The following is a 24,551-nucleotide window of genomic DNA, read 5'->3' on the forward strand; positions in this document are numbered from 1 at the left end:
ACATCGTTGATTGCGTTTTCATTGTATACTAAAAATTTAAAATTGTATACATTAAATCAGAAAAATGTATACAATTTATGAATTATCGTATACTTTTATTGCCTGGAATCGTTTATTCGAATGATTTTATGAACATAATTTGGTACTATATTTAATATGAGAAATGAAACTGAGGTGAAGTTAGTGCATGACAATAATAGCTCACGACCGGCGTATCATCAGTGTTACGAAATTCTCCGAGACAAGATCTTAAACGGTGAGCTTCCTAGCGGTACAAAGATCGTTGAAGAGAAACTAGCGGCAGAGCTTGGAGTTAGCAGAACGCCCATAAGGGATTCCATACGAAAACTGGAGAACGAAGGATTAATTGTTCAAAAGAAAGTGGTTAAGCCAACGGAAAAGGATTTGCGCAATTTGTTCAATGTTCGGATATTGTTGGAAGGGTATTCAGCTAAATGCGCGGCAAATTTCCTGAAAGACAATGAGATTGAGGAACTGTACAAGTATGTGGAAATCGGGAGATCGGGGACCAAAGATGAGATTATGTCCGCGAATGAAAGCTTCCATAATGACATTGTAAAAGCGAGTAATAATCCGCTCATGATCGATATTATAGACCGGATGCAGGCTATTATTTATCTGTTCAGGAAAACCGTTGTCATCTATAATCGTCCTCATCTTATTGATGAGCATGAAGAAATCTATAATGCAATCAAGTCCAGAGAAGGCGAGAAAGCCGAAGAGTTGATGAAAAAGCATCTGGAGAACGATCTGAACTTTTATCTTCATGTCATGAGTAATCAGTAAGAAACAAGAGGGTAAAAGAAGAGTGAAGAGGTTATAACTAAACTAAAACGCCGGTGACCTTCAGAAGGTTACCGGCGTTTTTTAATTAGCGTTTCGGCATTTTGCTCTCATCCATGTACAACAGGTTCCACCGGTGACCGTCCAGGTCTGCAAATCCTGCGCCGTACATCCAGCCATCATGTTCACCTGGTTTGCCAAAAATACTTCCTCCGGCAACTTCAACTTTCTGAATAAAAGCATCAACTTCTTCTCTGCTATTTGCACCAATTGAAAATATGACTTCTGCGCTATGAGAAGTATCTGCGATGGTTGAACCTGTAAATTTCTCAAACGCTGCATCCGGGAACAGCAAAATTGTGGTTTGGCCGATGGTAAGCTTGGCTCTTTCGCTATCAACGCTCACCGCATGGAATCCAATCTCGTTGAAAAAGGAAGTAGATTTCTCAACGTCTTTGACCGGCAGGTTAATCCAGATATCCTGTGACATGGCAGTAGCCTCCTGGAATATATTTTTAACTAATTCTACTATACTCTACTGCTGCTGCCCAAGACAGCATGAATTGGAAGGGTGTGGTAAAGTAAGGGGGGAGCGATAAAACAAGCTGTATTTTTTCACTTATCGTATTATTAATGATTCAGCAACATTTCATGTGAGCAGCTGGCTGACAATCGGTTGCTTTTTTGAAATGTTCTTTGCAAGATAACTGGAGGGAAGGTCATGAAAAAATTTCATAGCTATTACGTGCCTATTGTTGGTGGGAGTTATACTGGTTATGGCCTTAGAAGGATTACATTTCACTGAAACGAATGCAATACCAGGCGATGTAGAAGTTGTGCGCTCCGAAGAAATCAACGATTATGGAAAAGCGGTGTTGTTTGAAGATAACCAAGATAAGACATTTGGGGTTACTCATTTGAAAAAAGAGTTTAATGTCCTGTACCGTTATGGCGGAAGTACAACTGGTCATTGGATCGAGGAAGGTAAACCGTTTGAAGCTGCTGGAATAGGTGATGAGAAACACTTCTTGGTTGCGATAAAAACAGCGAAAGATTCAAATATCAAATATATTGCACTTGGAAATCACATGGAAGATGTGTTGCCCACAGAAACCTATGAATTATCTCTTGAGAATGTGAAAGAAAACCCAGGTGACTACCATCTAAAAGAGGTTCATGATAACTATGTCCTGTTTGTGTTGGATGGATACTCAGCGGATACCTGGACTATAAGAGCCTTTAGCAAAGAGGGGAACTTCATTGCAGATAAAATATTCGGCGGAAAAGCAAGATACATTGATTCGAGTAAGATCTGATTCAATAAGCTGGTAATGAAACGGGATAATATTTCTTCTGAAGCGGGAAACCTTCTCTCTTAAATAACGCAGTCGGATAAGAGCCTGGTCTGCTGCATGTCAGATTATTTCCTTTACTTAGGTTAGGATCAAGGCGTATAATCCGTTCAGACATCAGAGAGAGAAGAGGAGAATTGGATTCATGAACAACGGGTTAGTCAACGCTATCATTGCTTATATCATGTGGGGGGTTCTCCCACTCTATTGGAAATTGTTCAACGATGTGCCAGCAGGCGAGATTCTATCACACCGTGTCGTCTGGTCGTTTGTCTTCATGGGGATTCTCGTGGCTGTCCAGCGCCGCTGGGGTGATATGAAGCGGATTGCTGCTAATCGGTCACAGCTGCTATCGCTCGCCACAAGTGGACTGTTGATTGCAGTGAATTGGCTTATTTTCATCTGGGCGGTCAACAATGGACACGTTGTTGAGACAAGTCTTGGTTACTATTTGAACCCACTGCTAAACGTACTGCTAGCCGTTGTTTTCCTTCATGAGAAGCCAAACCGCGGGCAGTGGCTCGCCATTGCTATCGCTGGTGCCGCGGTACTCATTATCGCCATCGACTATGGTCGTTTTCCGTGGGTCGCAATCTCGCTGGCTGCATCGTTTGGCTTGTACGGTCTTGCGAAGAAAAAGACGGTGCAAGACGCTTCTGTAGGCTTACTATCGGAGACGGCAGTAGTCCTTCCCATCGCACTGGGCTACTGGATCTATTTGGCGGTCGTAGGAGAATCGACTGCATGGACGCTGTCTTCGTCGATGTTCATCGGACTGCTTCTTTCTGGTGTGGTAACGGCGCTGCCGCTGTTATTTTTTGCGCGTGCTGCTGCACGGATGTCGCTGTCCACACTCGGATTCGTGCAATACATCGGGCCAACCATCATGCTGTTCCTAAGCATATTTGTATTTAAGGAATCCGTATCGCCGGTTCTCCTTGTTGGGTTCGCGTTGATCTGGACTTCACTGATCGTATATGCGATATCATCAGTTCGTGGTACGAAACTCGTGAAAGCGAGCTGACGGCAGGGTAGATCGGTTTTGTCATCTGGGGCATTACTATCCAATGGATAGTAATGCCCCTTTGCTGTTTTATTAATTTAAATATCCAAACCATCATGAACAACGCAAATGAGTGATTCGTACGATAGAATGTCCAACATGGTTTAATCATTTTGGTTTAGAAATGCCTTATAGGCATTTCATGATATCGGTTATAGGTAATTGAAATATGTGAAATACGTCATACAATAAAGGTATAGGAGATCCGATCATTCGAGTGCACCGAAGATCCAATAAGAAACATATTCATGTTAAAAAGCCAAATTAGCTTGTTGATGTTATTCACAGGCTGTAATAAGTGCCCCGTTGGGAGAAGAAACAATCCCAATGCCGTTTTTGAGTTCAAAGATGAAAGAAGAAAATAATGTTTTATGTAAATTCATGAAAATAATCTTTTAGACTAAGTTAGAGATTTCTTATTGTTAAACTCCTTATCTCAACTGAACTGTAAATAGTCGTTCAGATCATCCTATATACTTCACGACAGGAGATGTTTTTTTGCTAACCAGTAAGAAATTATTAATATTTATTCTGACAGTAGGCGTCTTTGGTATCCTAAACACGGAGATGGGGGTTATAGGCATACTGCCTACCATTGCTCAGAACTTTAATGTGACAGTTACACAAGCCGGATTACTAGTAAGCCTGTTCGCTCTGGGGATTGCTGTCTCGGGTCCGATTCTACCATTGGTATTCTCCGGACTGGATCGACGAAAAGTAATGCTGCTTGTATTAGGCATTTTCGTTGTTGGAAATGTGGTTTCCATCTTTACCACCAGCTTCACAGTTCTGCTCATCGCACGGATTATTCCAGCTCTTTTTCATCCAATCTATATGTCTTTGGCTTTCACCGTGGCTGGATCATCTGTCAGTCAAGAAGAAGCTCCCAAAGCAGTCGCCAAGGTTTTCATTGGAGTTTCAGCAGGTATGGTAGTTGGTGTGCCCATCGTAAGTTTTATCGATAATACCTTTTCTTATGAAATGGCTATGACATTCATCGCGATCGTCAACATCATTGTGTTTGTCGCAACGCTGCTATTTGTCCCATCCATGCCCGTAAAGGAAAAACTGTCGTATGGCGCCCAATTTTCGGTACTTAAAAGACCGGTATTATGGATATCCATGATCGCAGTTTTATTATTAAATGCATCTGTCTTTGGAGTGTACAGTTATGTGACAGAATATTTATACGCTGTGACTCATATGTCACCACAATGGACCAGCATGACACTACTTCTGTTCGGAGGAGCCAACATGCTAGGCAACATCATTGCTGGGAAGGTACTTACGGATTATCCCGCGAAGTCTATCATTATGTTTCCACTCTTGTTGGGTATTGTTTATATTGTATTTTTTGCAATTGGAGAGCACAGAGTACCTGTGACGCTTCTGACGATTTTGTGGGGAGTTTTGGCCGGGGGAATCATGGCCAATCTGAATCAGTATCTGATTTCATCCGTGGCAGGGGATGCTCCTGACTTTGCTAATGGATTATTTGTGACCTCCTGCAACGTGGGTACAACAGTAGGATCAGCCTTTGGAGGCTTACTAATCTCCACTATGGGGGTGGAATATGTTATATTAGTCGGTATTTTCAGCGTTGTATTAAGTTTGATTATGCTTTTGATCAGAAGCTACCTGAATAATTCAGCCAAAAAATGGACGGCGTCCTCATAAATAAATCCCCTCATGGAATTCTTTATGTTCCAAAGAGGGGGTTATTTTTATTTTAAGTCACGAGATTAGGACTCTGAAGGTTTGCCTGAATTTCTTCGAGAAATCTCTCAGCAGCAGCAGAAAATAATTGATTCTTTCTCCAAACAATACTCAAACCCGATTCCAGCTTGGGCTCCAACGGTCTAAAGCAAAGGTTGCTATCGGGTGAGGTATTGACAATCTTATGAAGTGTTATCGCATAACCTACACCTTCTTCGACCATGATCGCTGCGTTATAGGCAAGATTAAATGTGCTCACTACGTTTAACTTTTCAAAATGTTCACCAAACCAGTTACAAAACTCATTTTTGGAAAAGGTCTGTTTTATGGCCTGCCTTGAACAAATAAGAGGGAGGTCTAATAGATCGTTCACTTGAATTTGTGTTTTCTTAGCCAAGGGACTGTCTTTTCTCATGATCACCCCCCAAACATCTTTGGCTGGAATATTTACATAGTTGTATTTAGACAAGTCAGCAGGTTGAATTAAAATTCCAAAGTCTAGTAAACCTTTATCCAATCTCTCCGTAACATCGTCTTCATTACCACTATAGAGATGATATCGAATCTCGGGAAATTGTTCTTGTATATTCCTAACGAGGCGTGCAATTTGCTTCATTGCATCAGTTTCACCGCCACCAATATATACATCTCCCCGAACGGTTTCTTCCATGGATTGAAATTCCGATTCCAGTTTCTCCATCATGTCCACAATTTCTTCTGCTCTTTTTCGCAAAAGCAATCCCTCTTCCGTAAGGACGATATTGTGGCTGCTTCTAACAAATAATTTCTTTCCCAATTCTAGTTCCAGCTCTTTGATCTGCCTAGAAAGTGTTGGTTGAGTCAGGTGCAAAAGATGTGCAGCCTTCGTCATATTTCCCTCTCGTGCAATAGCAAGAAAGTATCGAAGCACTCGAACATCCAATAATTCTCCTCCTTTCAAAAAATATAGATGGTTGTTTACGTTTGGAGCCTATCCATGATCTTATCAGATAAATTGTCATTTAAAAAATCAATTCATACTAATTTGGTCCGAATGATTGATATTATGTTTGATAGAAGTTATACTTCTGTTTATTACGTTAATCATCAGTGAGTAACAAGAAAGTGAAACTTACATATATAGGAGGGGAACATGTGGCTCCAGAGTTATATGAATTGGAATTGGAGTACGACCTGCTGAAGCAGCTTCAGGATGCAACTGCTCCTATCGGTGCAAGTACGCTCGTTCATACGTTAGGCAAAAAATACGGATTAAGCCAGGCAACTATAGGCAGACGGCTAATGGAGATGGACGTTGAAGGGTACACGGCGCTGGAAGGCAGGAAAGGTCGTATTTTGACCGAAGCGGGTTCAGAACGGCTGAAGTTAATTGAACGGGAGCTGCAGCAGAAAAATGCTAACTCACGCCTGATGCAGACGCTGAACCATTCTGGGGAAAAGGCGCTTCTTGACATTCTCGTTGCACGAAAAGCGCTTGAACGGGAGATTGCTTCGTTGGCAGCGGAGCATGCCACAAAAGAATATATCCATCTGCTCGAACAATCCATTCAGGAGCAGCATCGGAAATTGGAGCAAAATATCATACCTTATGAGGAAGATCGGGAATTCCACCGGTTACTCGCCTTTGCAGCCCAGAACCAGTTTTTGCGCCATGCCGTGGAATTGGTATGGGACACCAGCAGAGACTTCCTGGAGACTGCGTATATTCGGCGCACTGTTGGGAGTGAATTGGTGGTTGATCATCGTCAGATCCTGGATGCCATCATATCACGGTCCCCGGAAGATGCCGAAGCGGCCATGGTCAATCATATCAATCAGATGATCGAAGATGTCAAACGTTATTTTGCTATAAAAAACCAGATGCTAAACATCGAGGAAGCGCGTTAAAAAGGAGATGAACTTGTGGACAAAAACTATCGCTTGGGTATCGACATCGGAGGCACGTTCACGGACGCGCTGGTGACGGATCGGCAAGGCAGGATGGTGGCTGCACTGAAAACGCCATCCATCGCAGAAGCGCCAGAACGGGCTATTTTTAATGCATTGGATCAGCTCCAGGAACAAGGTGTGGACATTGGCGATATCGACTTGTTCGTACATGGCACGACGCTTGGTGTGAACACGTTGATCGAACGCAATGGAGCTGTAACCGGGTTGATCGTAACCCAGGGCTTTCGGGACATTCTTGAAATTCGAAGACTTCGCCTGGAGGATACGACGAACCTGTATGGTGATAAAACGGAGGCGCTCGTACCGAGATATCTTGTCAAAGAAATTGAAGAACGGGCCCTAGCTAGTGGAGACGTGCTGCAACCACTCAACAAAGATCAGTTGGTGCAGGCGGTTGATGAATTGGTGGACGAGGGCATTACCGCACTGGCGATCAGCTTCATGCATTCTTATGCTAACCCTGCTCATGAGAAGGAAGCCGAAGAGATCATCAGGGAACGGCATCCGCAGTTGTTCATTTGCCGCAGTAGTGCCATCTGGCCGCAGCAGCGTGAATTCGAGCGGACACTCGCAACGGCCATGAATGCATATGTGGGAGAACGCATGGGTTCGTACTTTGTGAGGCTCCAGGAAGGCATTCATCAGTACGGTTTAAAAGCAAACCTGCTCTCAACGATGTCCAACGGTGGCATTATGACAGCGGCAAGCGCCGCGAGTGAACCTGTCCGTACCCTGCTTTCGGGCCCGGCTTCAGGTGTCATTGCAGCGACACATATTGCCCGTAAGGCCGGCATTGATCAAGTCATCACGTTTGACATGGGCGGTACAAGTGTGGATGTGGCTTTAATTGACAAGGAGCCGGCGTATTCCACGGAAAACAAAGTCGGTGATTTTCCGGTGATTCTGCCAGCGGTTGACGTTACGGCGATCGGCGCTGGAGGCGGATCGGTTGCATGGCTGGACAGCGTCGGTGTACTCAAGGTTGGGCCGCGCAGCGCCGGGGCCTATCCGGGACCAGCGTGTTACGGCCGTGGTGGCGAGGAACCGACAACGACGGATGCTTACCTACAGCTTGGCATTTTGCAGGAAGATCGTTTCCTTGGTGGTCAGATGAGACTCTATCCAGAGCTCGCAGAACGTGCACTGAACACGGTCGGCACGAAGCTGGGACTTAATGCGTCACAGACCGCACAAGCGATTCTGGATGTGGCCACGGCGAACATGTACGCCCAATTTTCGCCTCTAATGGCTCGTAAGGGTGTTGATCCGCGTGATTTCACACTGCTGGCTTACGGAGGAGCGGGACCAATGCATGCGTTTCTAATGGCCCGGGAAGTTGGGATCCGACGTGTACTTGTGCCACCTGCTCCTGGAACACTTTGTGCCATGGGTTGCACGGTGGCAAATCTCCGAAACGACTTTGTCCTATCACTGCACAAGAGCAGCCATGCATTAGCCAGTGGAGAATTAGCCTCCTTTTATGCAGATCTGGAGCAGCAGGGACGAAGCTGGGTAGAGGTAGAGGCACGGGGCGGTGTTGAACTCGAGAGCGTCTACTGTCTTTATAGTGCCGATATGCGATACGAAGGACAGGCTTTTGATCTGGAGATTGCACTAACGCGGGAGGAGATTGCCGATCCTGAACAGGCCAAGGAGAAGTTCCATGCGTTCTATCATAATGTGTTCGGAATCAGCCAGCCGGAATCCGAAGTGATGTTTATCAGCCTTCGGGCGACAATTGTCGGCATCGTACCAAGCCATGGAAGTGTGGATTCGTATGCCCAAGGCAGTCATGGGGGAGGAGCAGAGGAACGAACGATAACGTTTGATCATGCGCAGAGAACGGCGAAAGTGCTAACTAGAGATGAGATCCCGCTCGAAGCAAGTATTCCGGGCCCAGTCATCGTGGAGGAATACGATACGACCATTTTTGTTCCTCCAGGTTATAACGTAAGAAGGGATGCGCATGGCAATCTGATCGGAGAGGTGACCGAATGATCGCGGACAAGGTATTTCTGGAAATTTTCAACAATCGAATTCAAGCGGCTGTAGAAGAGATGGCAAACGTCGTTCTACGAACGGGATTTACTGCTTTTGTCAAAGAAACCGGTGATTTCGGTACTTATCTGTTGTCTCCTTCAGGAGAGACGTTTGGTTCACCTCTGGAAACAGGGTATAACCTTTCGCTCGGTATTCCTGCAGAAGCGACGATACGCAGCATTGAGTATTGGCAGGAAGGGGACTTGGTCATCTGCAATGATCCTTATGCGACCCAAGGCATGGTAACCCATCTGCCCGACATTCATCTGATTAAACCTTATTTCCACGAGGGGCGCATTATTGCTTATGGGATGTGTTTCGTACACTCATCCGATGTTGGCGGTAAGGTACCTGGAAGTGTCTCTCCAAGTGCATACGATATACATATGGAAGGCATACGCATCGCACCGGTCAAGTTATATGAAGCAGGCGTGTTGAACGAGCAGGTTATGCGAATGTTTCTGGATAACAGCCGGATTCCAGAGCAAAACCTCGGGGATCTCAAGGCGCTGATGGCTGCCTTAAATCGGGGTGAACAGCGACTTGCCGAACTGATCGCGCGTTATGGCGCAGAACGGATTGAGCAGGGCATCGAGCAATTACTCGAATATGCCGAAATGAAGGCTCGGGCCATCGTTCGTGAAATTCCGGATGGAGCTTACGATTTCTGGGATTATCTCGAAAAGGGACCCGGAGGATATCCAATCCGTTTACGATGCAAAATGACAATCGAAGATAGCAACATTCATCTCGATTTCAGCGGCACCGACCCTCAGGTCCGGGCTTCGTTCAATATTCCGACGCATAATCAGCAAGGCCACTACATGCTAGTACCTGCGTTGATTCGCTATTTCCGCACCCTGGACCCGACAATTCCATGGAACTCCGGCATGATTCGCATGGTGAGCAATTACGCGCCACCAGCCTCGGTGCTGAATCCGGAACCGATGGCCGCTGTCGGTGCACGTGCAGCCACGTTTATTCGTCTGATGGACGTGATCACGGGTGCTCTTAGCAAAGCCGAGGCCAGTAAAGTGCCTGCGGCCGGAGCAGGACAAGCTTGTATCGTCATGATGGCAATGACGGATGCAAATGACGGAAAGAAAAAGGTTGGGGTCATCCAGCCGATCTGCGGTGGTTCCGGAGCTAGACCAATGAAAGACGGAATTGACGGTATGGATTTCGCTGTTGGTCATCTGCGCAACATTCCGGCAGAAACGGTGGAGGCCGAGATGCCGGTCCTCATTGAGCATTACGGGCTTCGCGAAGACTCCGCGGGCGCCGGGGAATATCGAGGCGGAAGCGGGATCGCCCTGCGGGTTAGAATCGTCACACCTGACACGGTCATGACGGCACGCAACATGGAGCGCATGGAATTTCAGCCTTGGGGCCGAATGGGCGGCGATGTCGGAACGCATGGAGAGGCAATTCTGAATGAGGGGTTTCCCGATGAGAGAGACCTTGGCCGAATAGACGAACTGCTGCTGCAACCTGGGGATACGGTGACCTTCCTGTCCCAAGGAGGAGGAGGATATGGAGATCCGTTAAACCGAAATGTCCAGTCTGTGCTCGCAGACGTTCGAAGCGGTTTGCTTTCCATGGCAAAAGCACGTGAACTTTATGGCGTCGTGGTGAAGGGTACGAATGTTGACGAGTCTGAAACGCAATCACTCCGGGCGACTAAGCAGATCAATGTGGAAGATTTCAGTTATGGTCCAACCCGAGACCAATTCGAAGCCATCTGGAGCGATGAGATGCAGCTGACGTTGGGACAAGCGTTAAAGGAATATCCGATTGCTCTTCGGGATTACCTGAAACGCCGTACGATGGATATCTTGGAGCAAAGGCATGCTGATGGCCTGTCCGTGAGAACAGAGGAAATTGCCTCCACCGTGAGCGGATTAAGGAACAGCATCGGACTGCAGGGAACAGGTCGCACGTAAGCCTGCAAAATGTGAACGTGTATGGGTATTAAACCAACTAATCTTATGGGGGAGTTCGTATGTTTAAATCAAAGCGCAAACGTTTTTTCAGCTTGGCCTCTTTAACGCTGACTGCTTCACTTATTCTTTCAGCCTGCGGCGGAGCTAGCAGCTCGGGAACCGCTTCAGAGAATGGGGGCACTTCGGATAGCAGCGGCGACAAAATCAAGCTGACCATGTTTATCTGGGCAGGCTCCAATCAGGACGTCGTACCTAAAGAAGTGGTTGCGGAATATGTCAAGGAACACCCTAACGTTGAAGTTACTTTCGAGGAATCCTCCAATGCAATCATGTATCCCAAAATGGTAGCGGGCAAACAAGCCGATCCGAACAATCCTGTCGTCAACTTCGGTTACTTTAATGCAGATGCCACAGCCAAAGGCGTAAACGATGACATGTGGGAGCCGCTGGATACCAGCATCGTAACAAACATCAAGGACATTCCTGAACAATTTCACCAGCCTGACAACAAGGGCGTCGTATGGGGCGTATCCAGCTTCGGCCTGGTTTACAACAAAGATCTGGTAACTACGCCGCCAACCAGTTGGAATGATCTGTGGGATAACGTGCAGTTCAAAGGCAAAACGGCATTATGGGATTACATGTTCTATTCCTATATTTCACCTCTGATTGCAACCAAAGGTGAGGAGATCGGCGCATCTTACGACAATCCTGAACCTGCATTTCAATACTGGGCTGACCACAGTGATCAAGTCGGCACGCTCGTTACATCCAACGACCAGTTGAAAGCATTGCTCGAATCCGGTGATGCCCTCATTGCACCATTCAGTGCGCAAGTCGCTCAAACCTGGATTGATGGCGGTTCACCGCTGGCTGTAGCCTACCCGGAAGAAGGGGCAATCTCGTTTCCGTACTCGCTTCAGGTCGTTAAAGGTTCAACACCCGAACAAACACGTGTGGCCAACGAAATTATCAACGAGCTGCTGAGTGCAGACGCGCTGACACGTTACGCCGAAGCAACCGGAACACCAGTGACCAGCACAGCCGCTGCTGTACCGGATAAATACAAGGATGATCCATCGTTCTCTGTTGAGACCCAGAGCGGTGGCATCAATCCGGATTGGGACGTACTCGCTCGGAACAGCTCTGCATGGAAGGACCTCTGGGATCGTCTCGTGAAAACCAATCTTCAATAACATGGTCGCCTGGAACATAGACGAAATGATTACCAGGCAGGAATAGGAGGATCCGAGATGAGCAATGTGCACCAATCCGTCTCGATTGAGGCAAAGCATGTTACGAAAATCTATGGCGGACGGGCTGCCGTCGATCAAGTCACGCTTCAGGTCAACAAGGGAGAGTTCGTCTCCCTTCTCGGTCCGAGCGGTTGCGGCAAAACGACGCTGCTTCGAATGCTGGGCGGGCTCGAACAACCCGACGACGGAATCATCCTGCTCGGTGGGCAAGATGTCACAGGTGTCCCGGCATACGGTCGGAACAGCAATATGATTTTCCAGCAGTTGGCACTGTTTCCGCATATGGATGTATTTAACAACATCGCTTATGGACTCAAGGTGAAAAAGACCCCAAAAGCAGAGATCAAACGCCAGGTCCATGAGATGCTGGAACTCGTACAACTTGGTGACTACAGCAGAAGGGCCGTGTCTCAGCTATCTGGCGGACAGGCACAGCGTGTAGCGATTGCGAGAGCATTAATCAACAAACCGGAAGTGCTGCTGCTGGATGAACCGCTCTCCGCGCTGGACATGCAGCTGCGTCTTGATATGCAGCGGGAGTTGAAACGCATCCAGCGTGAATTCGGCGGTACCTTCATCTTCGTCACACACGACCAGAGCGAAGCGATGAACATGTCTGACCGCATCGGCGTTATGCGTGCAGGTCGGCTGCTTCAATACGCAACGCCGGATGAAATTTATGAAAGACCTGCCGACAGCTTTGTAGCCAAGTTCATCGGGGATACCAACCTTTTGGACGTTTCGGTTGTCGAGCCGGATTCCAATGGAATACGTGTAAGCATTCTGGGACATTCGCTGCTCGCCGGAAGCAATGAAGAACCTGCTTCATTTCGGCCAGGGGCGAAACATTCCTTATCGATCCGTTACGAGTATATTCGTCTAGGGGAAGAGGCGGCCCAATGTGCAAACCAGTTGCAAGGTCGCGTTATTGAGAGTGTATATGGCGGGGCAAGTATCCGTTATGTCATCGAAACGCTGGATCATCTTCGCATTCAGGCGAGTGTACCGCATCAGCGCGGAGGAACGCGATATTCCCAGGGCGAATCTGTCCAGCTGGGTTTTGACCCAGATGATGCTCTGCTGCTCGCAGACTCAGGCACGGGTGCGGCATCATGAGCCGGATTACCGACAAGGTCGTCGATGTATACTCGTCCGGCAATCGCAAATGGACGACCCAATTGCTTCTGCTTTTGCCCGCGCTGCTATTGATGGGCATCGTGTATCTCGGCGGACTGCTGATATTCGGAAGATACAGCTTCGACATATACGACAATGGCAAACTGGTTCGCGGCTGGGACTGGAGCACATACAGAGCTTTTCTGACGGACCCATATTATTGGAAACTGATCGGAAATACGTTCCGCATTGCGTTCAAGGTAACTGCGTGGAGCCTGCTGCTCGCTTATCCGCTTGCATATTGCATCGCGGGCTTGAAGAAGCCGGGATGGAAGCAGTTTTTGCTGCTGCTAACGTTTCTGCCTCTGCTCGTGAGTGCGGTCGTGCGTTCCTATGGCTGGCAGCTGCTTCTGTCCAAGCAGGGTTTCATGAATTGGCTGTTCATTCATCTGGGTTTGACCGAGGAAGGTTTCAATATGATGAACAACGAGACTGGCGTAGTCATTGCACTCGTACACATCTTCCTGCCGTTTATGGTCTTTCCGATTCTGAACGTGCTCTCACAGAGTGATGCTTCACTCAAAGCAGCTGCACATGATCTCGGAGCCGGAAGCTGGCGGACCTTTTTTACGATAACATTGCCGTTGTCGGCCAGAGGTATTGCAAGCGGAATCCAAATCGTATTTACCTTGTGCCTGACGGCGTTCACGACCCCTCAGCTAATCGGCGGGGGAAGGGTAATGACGCTGCCGGTCTTCATCTACCAGCGAACACTGGACACCAACTGGCCGATGGCGGCAGTGGCTAGCTTGTTCCTGCTGGTGTCGTCCGTCGTGGTGTCGCTGCTGGTCAACAAAGGAGCGGAGTGGCTTATGTTCCGCCGTTCCCGGGAAGGGGGACGTGCACATGGTTAAATCGGGACGTATGACAAAATGGCTTCTCACGGTGTTCGTTGGAGCGGTCGCCATATACTTGCTGCTTCCATTATTAATGATTGCATTCACTTCCATAGGCTCGGGTTCAGCAAGCAAATTTCCGCCTCAAGGGTTCACATTGGAATGGTACGCCAACCTGAAGGAACAAACGCAGTTTCTTGATGCTTTCAAGAACAGCTTGATTGCTTCAGCAGGAGCTGTCATTTTGGCATTGGTGACGGGGACGCTCGCTGCGGTAGCCATTGTGCAGTATCCTTTTCCGGGTGCGGGGCTGCTCCGAGCTTTCTTTGTATCGCCCATGGTCATGCCCAAAATCACATTGGGTATCGCATATCTGATCCTGTTCTCCAAAATGCACATCGCAGGCGGATTGTTTGGACTTGTACTAGGAGAAGCCGTCATTGTAATGCCGTTTGTACTCACCATCGTGGGCAGTGCATTGGCCAATCTGAAGCCGGTCCATCGGGAGGCAGCGGCGGATCTGGGGGCAAGCCCTTGGCGCATCTTTTTTACCATTACGCTGCCTCAGCTCAAATTCGCTATGTTGTTGTCCGGATCGATCGCCTTTGTATTTACGTTTGATCAGGTCGAAGCTGCATTGCTGCTTCTTCGTCAGGACAGCTATACACTGCCGATTCAGCTATTCCTCTATATGGAGAAGTGGCAGGATCCAACGATCGCAGCCGTTTCGGTTGTATTGATTGTTGGTGCCTTGGCACTATTCTTGGCCATCAAGCTGGTGCTTCGCTCCATTCCGGGATTCGAAGGATGGTTTGGAAGCCGAAAAAAATAAAAGGGAGGAATCGAAAACATGAATTCACAGCAACCATCCGAAGCTTCAGGCTTAAACAGGGACCGTGCAGATGAAGTAATGAAAGCGAAGGGACTACAAGCCCTGATCGCAACGACGCCGGAAAACATCCATTATGTCATCGGATCGCAATTGCGTGCCAGCAATTGGACGATGCAGATCTATGCCATACTACCCGCTGACCGTTCTGCAAGGCCGTGCATTGTCATTCCGACGAATCGTCTGGGCGTCGTTGCTCAGTTTGGTATCACCAACGTTGATATTTTTGCTTATAGCGATTTCTTCGTTGAGGGAACGATTGAAGGCAAACCATCCACTGCAGATATCGATCTGTTCTATTCATTGCTGCAAACGACCGTGATTCACCAAGGGGCAGCAGATGCCCTGTTTGCTGCGTTGAAACACCTTGGCATCGAGAACCAGCCTATTGGCATCGACGAAATGCGGATTGCGCCGGATATTATGGCACGGGTCCAGGATGCATTGCCAAATGGTGCTGTTGTACCTGCTTATAAATTGTTCCGGCATATCCGACTAGTCAAAACACCATTTGAAATTGAACGGCTGCGCCGCGCGGCAGAGGTCAATGAACGGATCGAGCAGGAGCTGATTCATCTTATCGCGGCAGGTGTGCACGAAAAGGAACTCGCCGATCATTATCGGATCGCCGTGATGCGTGCAGGCGGTACGCCAGCGATGACAGCCGTGGGAGCAGGACCGCGCAGTGCTCTGCCACTGATCGAAAATTATTTCCACACGATTGAGCAGGGAGACCAGATCCGCTTCGATTTATGCATGCAGTTGGACGGGTACTGGGGGGATACGGGCCGTACCGTCGTTGCGGGTGAACCAACGGCCTGGATGAAAAAACATTTTCATGCAGTGAAGAGCGGTTGGGAAACTGCCCTAGAAACCGTACGACCTGGTGTCAGAGCGTCGGATGTATTTCATGCGGCGGTATCCCGCGTACAGCAGGAAGGCATCCCTCACTACCGGAGACAGCATGTGGGCCATGCGATCGGCCTCGAGCTGTATGATGACTTGACCATTTCCCCGGGTGACCAGCACATACTGGAGCCTGGTATGGTTCTTTGCGTCGAAGTCCCTTATTACGAGCTTGGCGCAGGCGGCTTCCAAATCGAAGATACGGTTGTCGTGACGCCAGACGGATATGAGTTTCTGACGCATATGGAGCGCAAATTATTCATTAAATAACGAATCCCGGAAGGCTTCGAGCAAGCGATCAGGCAGCTGCCGATCAGGAGCTTTCCTGCCGAGAAAGTTGGAATTTCAATGATTCAGCAGGGAACCAAGACGTTTCGAAACATTAGCCTTGCGTTGTTTGCCGCAGGATTCGTTACGTTTGCGTTGTTATACAGTCTCCAACCTCTTATGCCGGAGATTAGTGCTGCCTTTGACATTACTCCGGCCCAATCGAGCCTGACGCTTTCCGTTTCAACGGTGGCCATGGCTATCACCATGTTGTTTATCGGCACACTTTCTGATGCCCTTGGGCGGCGATTTATTATGACGGCGTCCTTGGTGCTGTCTTCCATCATCGCTATTCTGAGCGCATTCAGCCAAGGGTATGCTGACTTGTTGCTGCTCCGCGTCTTGCAAGGCGTGGCACTTGCAGGTCTGCCTGCCACGGCGATGACGTATTTATCGGAAGAAATTGAACCCGGTAGTTTAGGGTACGCCATGGGGCTGTACATCAGTGGCAATTCAATCGGGGGGCTGGCAGGACGTTTCATAAGTGGGGTTATCACGGACTGGTTCAGTTGGCGAGCTGCCATCGGATTTATCGGTGTGCTCGGCCTATGTGCGGCTGTTGTTTTCTGGTTGGTCATTCCGGCATCAAGGAATTTTATTAAGACTTCTCCAGGAATAACCAAGGCACTGCCTCTTCTATGGTCACAATGCAGAAACCCGCGGCTCCTCAGTTTGTATGGGCTGGGCTTTTTACTAATGGGGGGCTTTGTGACGCTGTTTAATTACATCGGTTTTGAACTGACCGGTGCTCCGTATTATCTCAGCCAATCCTTGGTAGGAAGTCTTTTCGTCGTGTATCTTATGGGCACAGTCAGCAGTACCTGGATGGGCAGGCTTGCCGACCGTTATGGACGGTCCCATGTACTTAGCATTACCATTGCGATCATTCTGGCGGGTGCCATCTGCACCATGCATCCGGCATTGTGGATCAAAATTGTGGGTCTCGGTTTGTTCGCCTTCGGCTTCTTTGGTGGACATTCCATCGCCAGCAGCTGGGTCGGTCTTGTTGCGGCACATCATAAGTCGCAGGCCAATGCCCTGTATTTATTCTTTTATTATGTTGGTTCCAGTGTCAGTGGAACTGGCGGGGGATATCTGTACAGCCATTTTGGATGGATTGGCATTGTAGGCATGATCGGCGCGTACGCGGCGGCAGGCTTTGCACTGTGCCGTTTTCTCCTGATTGGGCAAAAACAACAGACGACCGGCACTCCGATCTACTGAAAGACAACTTGAAATGTCAAAGATCAGAACACCATTCACAAATGAAATCCATAGTGATTCGGTTATGAAGGGTGTTTAATAGATTCTTGAAGAACATATCCTTTATGAGAATCTAAATATTATATTTGAACCGTTGATCTCAAGATCAACGGTTTTTTGATTTGAAATCTTTGTCTGTAAACAAGTGGATTCAGTCCCAAAATCTCCTGGGTTGTTTTCTGGAACGTATCATTCGAGAAAGGCGTGATCTGCTAGTTTGTTGTCGCTCTCTGCTAGTTACACATCGAATTGTCGAGCGTATCATTAGATCCGTGCAGTAGATATGCCTTCAGAAAGAATGAATATTCATTAATCAACCAGAACGAGGAGAAATGCATCATGGATATGGGTTTAAATAACAAAACAGCGTTGGTAACAGGTTCCACGAAAGGAATAGGCAAAGCGATTGCCATCGAGTTGGCCAAAGAAGGGGTCAACGTACTTATTAATGGACGGAATCATGAGGATGTTGAACGTGTTGTCGGAGAAATCAAGTCTGCGTATCCGAATACTTCGCCTCAAAATGCGGCAGCTGATATCGTCAATGTTGCTGAGCGCGAAGCATTGTATGCAAAGTTCCCGCAGGTTGATATTCTGATAAATAACACCGGGATTTATGAGATCATGTCTTACTACGATGTAGATGATGCCGTGTGGGAAAAATACATTCAGACCAATGTGCTTTCCGCAAATGCATTAACCAAATTTTATATGCCCGCTATGCTGAACAGCGGATTTGGCCGGATCGTCTTTATAGCGAGTGAAGAAGCCGTGATGCCAGGGCATATGCCGCAATATGCCGTCACCAAGTCCATGCTGCTCTCATTATCGAAGAGTCTGTCCAAGCTCACAGTGGGAACGGAAGTAACGGTCAACACAATTATGCCTGGACCAACACTTTCGGAGAATGTACAACAGATCATCGAGAGCGTTTATCAGGATGAAAACATGACTTTTGAAGAAAAAGAAAAAACGTTCATGGCTGCGAATCTCCCGCAATCCGAGCTGCAGCGTTTCATCAGACCGAGCGAGATCGGCAGACTTACTACATTCGTATGCAGCCCTTATGCAGCACCATTTAAAGGTTCACCGATTCGTATGGATGGAGGAATGGTCCCTACGATTTACTAAACATATCAGTTTGGACATGAATTAATAACTGTTATACCTGGTTGCGTATATGTTCATTTTCATTGATCGGAAGTTGGTAAAATAGTAGTTATTCAATCATTTAGTGCTTGAAATTTACATGTTGGCGAGCTTATGGGCTCGCCTTTTTTTCGTTAGCTCTACATTGCTTCTGGAATGCAGTTAACTTGTCTCACTGTACCGTTATCGTTGAATAATTGAAAGAGTATGCCGCGACTGATCCAGAAGGTATCCATATCGTCTTGAATTAACGGCCCTTTTCTGATCGCGCCTTAACGAGTCGCTATTTTGCGGCTTTTTTTGTTTCCACAGGACTAGTTAGATCGGAGGGTGACCTCAATGCATTGGAATAAGGTGTACCACTTATACGGTGACTTGCTGCCACTCCCTATATTATTTATTTTAGTTGTAAAACAGTTTTAAGTACCGTAATCTTATTTTGATTGAAATATCAAATTATATTGTTTTATGAAGTAACTTATGGAGAAATGGAGAATAAGCTTCGATGAAGTCATCTGATTTAACCCGTCCATTTTATTTTCTATGGACGACACAGACTGCTGCGAATGCAGCAGACGTGCTTTACATCATGGCACTTACAGTGCTGGTCCTTGATCGTACCGACTCTCTTGTGTCGGCAGCGCTTATGCCACTAATGCGCAGCGGAGCCCAAATGTTGAGCAGCTTGATTGCGCCATTACTGATTAATCGTTTCAAGTTGTCCAACCTTCTATTGATGTCGCAAGTGGGACAATTTTTGTTATTCATTGGCCTGGCGGTTTATTTGCAGTTGAACGGAGAGGCTTCATCACTTGTTTTGGTATTTTTGCTTGTATTCGTGATGTCTTTTCTCGATGGATGGACAACTCCGGCTCGTAATGCACTTGTTCCACGTTTGGTATTGCGTGAGCAAGGTCTGCTCAAAGCCAACGGACTGCTTAGCGTCAGCGACCAGATCGTGCAATTTGCAGGTTGGGGACTAAGTGGTATCGTCGTTGCATTTATGGGAGCTAGCCCTACTTTATTGCTCACCGCTGTTATTTATGGTCTGGCCGCGGTATTTACGCTGGGTGTCAAAGAACCCGTGAGTTCGGAAGTCGTCGGAAAGGAATTAGGTGCACTTTCTTCAAATGCCATATCGGAAATTGGCACATCCAAATGGCATACGTTAACTGAAGGCTGGAAAATGATATGGGAAACGCCTCGCCTGAGGGTTTTAACCTTTATGGACATTATTGATATGCTCGGGGCATCCATTTGGGTAGGCGCATTTACCCTTGCTTTTGTACAAGTTGCACTTGGTCAAGGCGAAGAATGGTGGGGATTTATTAATGCCGCTTATTTCGCAGGGACCATAGGTGGTGGTTTGCTGGTACTGGCACTGGCACGGACCATCGGTAACCGTTATGTAATGGTGATGATGATTGGCATGGCTGGATATGGAGTGCTGACCGCGCTTTATGCACTTAACACGCTGCCTTTTGTCGCTCTCATTTTAGTCATGTTAATGGGGCCATTCGCAGAACTCTCCGTGATTAACCGCCGCACATTGATTCAGCATAGTGTAGACAAACAGCTGCTGCCCAAGGTGTTATCTGCGCAAGCTTCACTTATGCATCTCGTATTTTGTATTTCGCTACTGGGCATGGCTGGACTTGCCGAATACATCGGGATTGTGAATCTCTATTTGTTCGCGGCCGGACTAACCATTCTAGCACTCTTGGTAGGTTTGCTGAGCTACAGGGCTTTCCGGGACCAAGCCGATCATACCCATATAAGCGGGTAATTGATGCCATGTACCATGATTAAGAAACGATAACGATAACGTTAACTCAAAAAACACGGGCAGTCTGCGGAATGGCAGTCTGCCTTTTTTTAATACATGAAATTTGAATCGGTTTGAATGATTTAAGATGTTAAGAATCTAAAAAATTATGAGGTGTAAATGGTATTCAGTTTTTCGATTAAAGATCGGGTGAAAGAAAGAAGAAATTCCCAGTAAAAAATATGTAGTTACATATAAAGAATTGTGAGAAAAATGTCGAAATTGAATAGGCATAGATTCTTTACTCCATGAGATTTAGGTCTATTTTGTTTCATATATATAGGGGGTAATCATTTGAAGAAAAAGCTACTCATCAAAGTCATGACAACTACTGCTCTGCTTAGTGCAAGCATCCAACCTGCTTTTGCTTCAACGGAACTGACGGATATCCAAGGTTCTTTTGCCCAAGACGCCATTCAGAAGTTGGCTGAGGCGGGAATTATTAATGGGCAAGGTGAGGGTAAGTTTAATCCCACTGGCAAAATAACCAGGCAGGATTTCGCAATCATTCTTGCGAAAGCTCTGAATCTGGATGTGGAAAGTGCGCCAGTACAGCCTACGTTCTCGGACATTCCGGCTGATAGTTACTCCTACAAATACGTTGAAGCCGCTGCGCAAGCAGGCTTGATCAGAGGACTTGGTAACGGCACTTTCGGTTTGGGACAAAATCTTTCCAGGGAAGATATGGCCGTTCTGTTTGCCAGATCACTAAGCTATACTGCAGGTGCTGATATTACATCTGGTAAGGCATCGCAGCTGAAATTCACGGATGCTAACTCCATCTCGGATTATGCTAAAGATTCGGTAGCAGTAGCTGTAGAGCTTGGGTTGATTAATGGAAACAGCAACGGTACCTTTAATCCACAAGGCAATGCTAGCCGGGAGCAGGTAGCTTTGGTGGCCAGCAAATTTCTTACAGCTCAGCAAAAAATACAAGAGGATCTCGCAAACCAGCAGTCCGAGGAGCAGGATAATGCAGTACCCCCGAGCACAACGACTGACGATGTAGTGTCAATTCCACCCGTTTCTTCTTCCAGCGGAAGCAGCAGCGGCAACAATGGAAGTCCTGCAGCCCCAACGGATTCCGCAGCTCCAACGGTTGCCATCATGTCATCCACGCCTGTTCCAGTTGGAGGAAACGTAAGTGTAACGAGTTCTGAAACCGGGGTTGTTTATTTGGTACCATTTGAAGGCACTCCAACAGCAATATCGGGCCTCAATACATTGGTGACAGATCACCGTGCTGCCAAGAAGTCCGTCACAGCAGCCAATACCCAAACCTTCATCTCAACTGAGGGACTGGCTGCCGGAGTGTACCGGGCAGTTGCTGTTGATGCAGCAGGAAATGTTTCTGCGCCTTCAGCTACATCGATTGAGTTAGTTGAGAACACAATTCAAACGACTTCAATCGAGTTTTTGGATGCCCGAACGATTGCCTTGAGTTATGATGAAGAGTTGGACCCGACTCATATTCCCACTGTTTTTAACGAAGAAGGGGATACAATTTCCTCTGATTTGGTTGTTAAAGCCTTAGATGGTGATGTTCTTTACCCTATTTCTTTAAATGATGAAGATGTCTTGATTTCTGGGAATCAAGTATTAATCAAACTGCCATTCCCGGTACAATTTGAAGACTATCTGTATATCTCCTATCAGCCTCTGGTCGAGGAAAATGCTCTACGCACCTTATCAGGGAAAAAGGCACTGTCAATTAACGAATACAAAATTCAATACTCAGAGACGAATGAAACCGCACTATCCTTGTCTCTTGCACCAAATGCCTCTTTTGTAGTTAATCCTTCTTTAGGAGAGAATGACTCCATCTTATTATCTGCAACAGCCAATCCAGAAAACTACAATAAGCGCAGCATTAAGAGTTTAATTCAAGTTAAACGGGGAGAGACCGTAGAGAACCTCCTATACAATTCAGTAGATAAAGATTTTGATATTATCGATACGGAACAGCAAGTGCTTGGCAGCATAAGCGTCACTTCTACCTCAGATGCGTTGACGATTAATCCCAATACGGATAGCGGATTGACTATTGTTCCTTCTAGCTCTTTATCGGATATGAACACTCAGCTGGTGTTCACACTTCACGAGAAGGGGAATGATCAGTCGAAGCAGGTTTCACTGCCTGTTACGTTTGATCAAACCAAACCAAGCGTGACGGATGCGACTTATAAAAACGGAAATATTACGTTGACCATTAATGAGCCGATCACTGTATCTTTCCCTTCTGGGGGGAGTAGCACACTGGAATACGCACCTAGCGGTGATTTCACAGCAGAAGATAACAAGGTATTATTTGGAGCGCCTGCAGGTATTGTTAGTCCTGAAATAGATTACCAGTTTTCCTTGGTTAACAATCAGCTAGTATTTATGCTGACCGAGGAAGCTTTCACAAGGTATAACTTTGCATCTCCCGGGAAGTTCCAAGTAACACTTATTGGCTATCAAGATTACGCGAAAAATATTTTAGAACAAAATCAGTGGGAAGTTTCTATTCCTGCGATTCAGGATTGAGCCAGCCAGTGCGAGTGGAATTTGTTATCTATCAAAAGGCTATTCCAGTCGAGTTTCAAACTTATCTCTCGATAGAGCACCGCGCTGTTCTCAAGCAGATGCCAGACTTTTACGCTTGTGTGGGTGCATTAATTCAAGGGAAGCCAGCAGGAGTTGCATTAATCCATCTCCCTGTTCTTGATACTAAGCGAACGGCAAAATTACTTGATATCAGTATTGATCAAGCGCTTCGCCGGCAAGGAATTGGGCGAGCGTTAATGAATCAGCTCTGCTTACTGCTTAGAAAGGCAGGAGTACACGAACTGACTGTTGAATATATGATGAGCGAAATAAATCAACCGAAGTTATCGGCTTTTTTCCAAGCTTGCGGCTTTGATCTTTCGGTCCCCGGTATCCATGTATACAGCTCATCACTGCAGGTTCCATCAGAGTTCCCATGGGTAAGAAGCTTATCCTTACCTGATAGCTTTACAACCCGGCCTTTCTATTCCATTTCTCCTGAGGAACGGGAACAGATACAAGGTGGGTTAGGAGAGTGGTATCCATCAATTCTGGATCCGTTTGCAGAAGAAGAGCTGATTGACAAAAGTCGAAGTGTTTTTCTACGCCACAACGGGGAGATTGTGGGGTGGCTGATCTTTGAACATTTTGATGACAAAACCATTCTGTGTAAAACCATGTTTGTCCGCACTCCTTTTCAGCGTATGGCAAGAGGTGTAGCATTGATGGCGGAGGCAAGCCGGAGGCTGTCAATGGATCCGGTGTATAGTGAATTGGTTTTCTTTGTGGAAGCAGAGAATCAGCCGATGGTGAAATTTATTAAAAAACATGTGTGTTCTCCACATTTAAAAGAAGAAATTTTATGGAGATCACAGAAAACACTTCATTAAAAGTAATCGTATACGTTTCATAAAAGTTAAGCCTCGGCTTAACTTTTTTTATAGTCGGAGGACTTCTACCTGCTTCTCATTGGAAGGGATGAAAAAAGTTAAAACGCTACTGACATACCGTGGTCAGTAGCGTTCTTTTATGATTCATGAAGTAAACCTGTGGGGATGGAAAGCTTGTTTTAACCCAAGGGGATTGTATCTTCTATTGTAGAAAGGATGTATTTTTATGAATTTCGCTTCTATACGTGTGATTACCGACGACGTGGATCGTCTTGTCGAGTTCTATGAGGAAGTTATGGGTATAACAGCGGAACGTCCCGCGCGAGTCTTTGCCGAACTCGTTCTGACTTCGTGCACTCTGGCTATAGGTCACTCCCAGACGGTACCTCTGTTCGGTGTTGGTTCCGCAGTGGCTGCCGATAATCGCAGTGTCATCCTCGAGTTCCGTGTTCACGATGTCGATGCCGAATACAAGCGCTTGAAGCCCGTTGTTGATGATTGGGTGAAGGAACCGACCACGATGCCGTGGGGGAATCGTGCGATATTGTTCCGTGATCCCGACGGTAATCTCATTAACCTCTTCCAGCCGGTGAGCGAGGAAGCGATTAAACGGTTCAGCGGTAGAGGTTGAAAGTCTATC

Annotated in this window: 20 protein-coding genes; 18 read left to right on the forward strand and 2 right to left on the reverse strand. The window is 46.9% G+C overall.

Annotated elements, in window-relative coordinates:
• Positions 1 to 156: 156 nt before the first annotated feature.
• Positions 157 to 807 (forward strand): GntR family transcriptional regulator, encoded by a 651-nt coding sequence (locus CHI14_RS01725; RefSeq protein WP_095286705.1) that lies wholly within the window; start codon positions 157 to 159, stop codon positions 805 to 807.
• Positions 808 to 892: 85 nt separating this feature from the next.
• Here CHI14_RS01725 and CHI14_RS01730 read toward each other — a convergent pair whose 3' ends face one another.
• Positions 893 to 1,294, reverse strand: coding sequence for a VOC family protein (locus CHI14_RS01730; RefSeq protein WP_095286706.1), 402 nt, complete (start codon positions 1,292 to 1,294; stop codon positions 893 to 895).
• 286 nt (positions 1,295 to 1,580) lie between these two features.
• Here CHI14_RS01730 and CHI14_RS01735 point away from each other — a divergent pair, with 286 nt between their 5' ends.
• From CHI14_RS01735 to CHI14_RS01745, 3 genes are all read left to right on the forward strand, one after another.
• The gene (locus tag CHI14_RS01735; RefSeq protein ID WP_095286707.1) at positions 1,581 to 2,120 is read left to right on the forward strand and encodes a hypothetical protein; all 540 of its coding nucleotides are present in this window, start codon (positions 1,581 to 1,583) and stop codon (positions 2,118 to 2,120) included.
• A gap of 181 nt (positions 2,121 to 2,301) precedes the next feature.
• On the forward strand, positions 2,302 to 3,180 hold the full coding sequence (rarD, locus tag CHI14_RS01740; protein WP_095286708.1) for an EamA family transporter RarD: 879 nt from the start codon (positions 2,302 to 2,304) through the stop codon (positions 3,178 to 3,180).
• A gap of 537 nt (positions 3,181 to 3,717) precedes the next feature.
• Complete coding sequence (locus tag CHI14_RS01745; protein ID WP_095286709.1) at positions 3,718 to 4,896, forward strand: MFS transporter; 1,179 nt, start codon at positions 3,718 to 3,720, stop codon at positions 4,894 to 4,896.
• Between the two features lie 52 nt (positions 4,897 to 4,948).
• Here CHI14_RS01745 and CHI14_RS01750 read toward each other — a convergent pair whose 3' ends face one another.
• A complete protein-coding gene (locus CHI14_RS01750; RefSeq protein ID WP_095286710.1) occupies positions 4,949 to 5,857 on the reverse strand; it encodes a LysR family transcriptional regulator in 909 nt (302 codons plus the stop codon).
• A gap of 212 nt (positions 5,858 to 6,069) precedes the next feature.
• Here CHI14_RS01750 and CHI14_RS01755 point away from each other — a divergent pair, with 212 nt between their 5' ends.
• From CHI14_RS01755 to CHI14_RS01820, 14 genes are all read left to right on the forward strand, one after another.
• Entirely contained in the window at positions 6,070 to 6,822 is a 753-nt protein-coding gene (locus CHI14_RS01755) for an FCD domain-containing protein (RefSeq protein WP_095286711.1), read from the forward strand.
• A 15-nt stretch (positions 6,823 to 6,837) separates the two neighbouring features.
• Positions 6,838 to 8,883 carry a hydantoinase/oxoprolinase family protein gene (locus CHI14_RS01760; RefSeq protein WP_095286712.1) on the forward strand — a complete coding sequence of 682 codons (2,046 nt, stop codon included), beginning with the start codon at positions 6,838 to 6,840 and terminating at the stop codon, positions 8,881 to 8,883.
• Entirely contained in the window at positions 8,880 to 10,868 is a 1,989-nt protein-coding gene (locus CHI14_RS01765; protein ID WP_095286713.1) for a hydantoinase B/oxoprolinase family protein, read from the forward strand. The genes CHI14_RS01760 and CHI14_RS01765 overlap by 4 nt, the downstream gene beginning before the upstream one ends.
• 59 nt (positions 10,869 to 10,927) lie before the next feature.
• Positions 10,928 to 12,064 carry an ABC transporter substrate-binding protein gene (locus CHI14_RS01770; RefSeq protein ID WP_095286714.1) on the forward strand — a complete coding sequence of 379 codons (1,137 nt, stop codon included), beginning with the start codon at positions 10,928 to 10,930 and terminating at the stop codon, positions 12,062 to 12,064.
• 57 nt (positions 12,065 to 12,121) lie between these two features.
• Positions 12,122 to 13,240 (forward strand): ABC transporter ATP-binding protein, encoded by a 1,119-nt coding sequence (locus tag CHI14_RS01775; protein ID WP_095286715.1) that lies wholly within the window; start codon positions 12,122 to 12,124, stop codon positions 13,238 to 13,240.
• On the forward strand, positions 13,237 to 14,154 hold the full coding sequence (locus CHI14_RS01780; RefSeq protein ID WP_095286716.1) for an ABC transporter permease: 918 nt from the start codon (positions 13,237 to 13,239) through the stop codon (positions 14,152 to 14,154). Before CHI14_RS01775 ends, CHI14_RS01780 begins: the two co-directional genes overlap by 4 nt.
• Before the next feature lie 10 nt (positions 14,155 to 14,164).
• Positions 14,165 to 14,968, forward strand: coding sequence for an ABC transporter permease (locus CHI14_RS01785; protein ID WP_249280965.1), 804 nt, complete (start codon positions 14,165 to 14,167; stop codon positions 14,966 to 14,968).
• Between the two features lie 18 nt (positions 14,969 to 14,986).
• Positions 14,987 to 16,201, forward strand: a complete 1,215-nt coding sequence (locus CHI14_RS01790) for a M24 family metallopeptidase (protein WP_095286718.1) — start codon at positions 14,987 to 14,989, stop codon at positions 16,199 to 16,201.
• 78 nt (positions 16,202 to 16,279) lie between these two features.
• Positions 16,280 to 17,482, forward strand: coding sequence for an MFS transporter (locus CHI14_RS01795; protein WP_095286719.1), 1,203 nt, complete (start codon positions 16,280 to 16,282; stop codon positions 17,480 to 17,482).
• Between the two features lie 378 nt (positions 17,483 to 17,860).
• A complete protein-coding gene (locus CHI14_RS01800; RefSeq protein WP_095286720.1) occupies positions 17,861 to 18,652 on the forward strand; it encodes an SDR family NAD(P)-dependent oxidoreductase in 792 nt (263 codons plus the stop codon).
• 523 nt (positions 18,653 to 19,175) lie between these two features.
• Positions 19,176 to 20,456: an MFS transporter gene (locus tag CHI14_RS01805; protein WP_095286721.1), complete on the forward strand. Its 1,281-nt coding sequence runs from the start codon at positions 19,176 to 19,178 to the stop codon at positions 20,454 to 20,456.
• A 333-nt stretch (positions 20,457 to 20,789) separates the two neighbouring features.
• Positions 20,790 to 23,021 carry an S-layer homology domain-containing protein gene (locus CHI14_RS01810; protein WP_095286722.1) on the forward strand — a complete coding sequence of 744 codons (2,232 nt, stop codon included), beginning with the start codon at positions 20,790 to 20,792 and terminating at the stop codon, positions 23,019 to 23,021.
• Positions 23,018 to 23,911, forward strand: coding sequence for a GNAT family N-acetyltransferase (locus CHI14_RS01815; protein WP_141236627.1), 894 nt, complete (start codon positions 23,018 to 23,020; stop codon positions 23,909 to 23,911). Before CHI14_RS01810 ends, CHI14_RS01815 begins: the two co-directional genes overlap by 4 nt.
• Positions 23,912 to 24,137: 226 nt before the next feature.
• Entirely contained in the window at positions 24,138 to 24,542 is a 405-nt protein-coding gene (locus CHI14_RS01820) for a VOC family protein (protein ID WP_095286724.1), read from the forward strand.
• Positions 24,543 to 24,551: the final 9 nt, after the last annotated feature.

Source organism: Paenibacillus sp. 7516, assembly GCF_002272715.1.
Lineage (GTDB): Bacteria > Bacillota > Bacilli > Paenibacillales > Paenibacillaceae > Paenibacillus > Paenibacillus illinoisensis_A.

Excerpts from the sequence above, each read along its gene's own strand:
- CHI14_RS01725 (WP_095286705.1), top strand. The coding sequence starts at position 157 with ATGAGAAATGAAACTGAGGTGAAGTTAGTGCATGACAATAATAGCTCA.
- CHI14_RS01730 (WP_095286706.1), bottom strand. The coding sequence starts at position 1,294 with ATGTCACAGGATATCTGGATTAACCTGCCGGTCAAAGACGTTGAGAAA.
- CHI14_RS01735 (WP_095286707.1), top strand. The coding sequence starts at position 1,581 with ATGGCCTTAGAAGGATTACATTTCACTGAAACGAATGCAATACCAGGC.
- rarD (WP_095286708.1), top strand. The coding sequence starts at position 2,302 with ATGAACAACGGGTTAGTCAACGCTATCATTGCTTATATCATGTGGGGG.
- CHI14_RS01765 (WP_095286713.1), top strand. The coding sequence starts at position 8,880 with ATGATCGCGGACAAGGTATTTCTGGAAATTTTCAACAATCGAATTCAA.
- CHI14_RS01770 (WP_095286714.1), top strand. The coding sequence starts at position 10,928 with ATGTTTAAATCAAAGCGCAAACGTTTTTTCAGCTTGGCCTCTTTAACG.
- CHI14_RS01775 (WP_095286715.1), top strand. The coding sequence starts at position 12,122 with ATGAGCAATGTGCACCAATCCGTCTCGATTGAGGCAAAGCATGTTACG.
- CHI14_RS01780 (WP_095286716.1), top strand. The coding sequence starts at position 13,237 with ATGAGCCGGATTACCGACAAGGTCGTCGATGTATACTCGTCCGGCAAT.
- CHI14_RS01785 (WP_249280965.1), top strand. The coding sequence starts at position 14,165 with ATGACAAAATGGCTTCTCACGGTGTTCGTTGGAGCGGTCGCCATATAC.
- CHI14_RS01790 (WP_095286718.1), top strand. The coding sequence starts at position 14,987 with ATGAATTCACAGCAACCATCCGAAGCTTCAGGCTTAAACAGGGACCGT.
- CHI14_RS01795 (WP_095286719.1), top strand. The coding sequence starts at position 16,280 with ATGATTCAGCAGGGAACCAAGACGTTTCGAAACATTAGCCTTGCGTTG.
- CHI14_RS01800 (WP_095286720.1), top strand. The coding sequence starts at position 17,861 with ATGGATATGGGTTTAAATAACAAAACAGCGTTGGTAACAGGTTCCACG.
- CHI14_RS01805 (WP_095286721.1), top strand. The coding sequence starts at position 19,176 with ATGAAGTCATCTGATTTAACCCGTCCATTTTATTTTCTATGGACGACA.
- CHI14_RS01820 (WP_095286724.1), top strand. The coding sequence starts at position 24,138 with ATGAATTTCGCTTCTATACGTGTGATTACCGACGACGTGGATCGTCTT.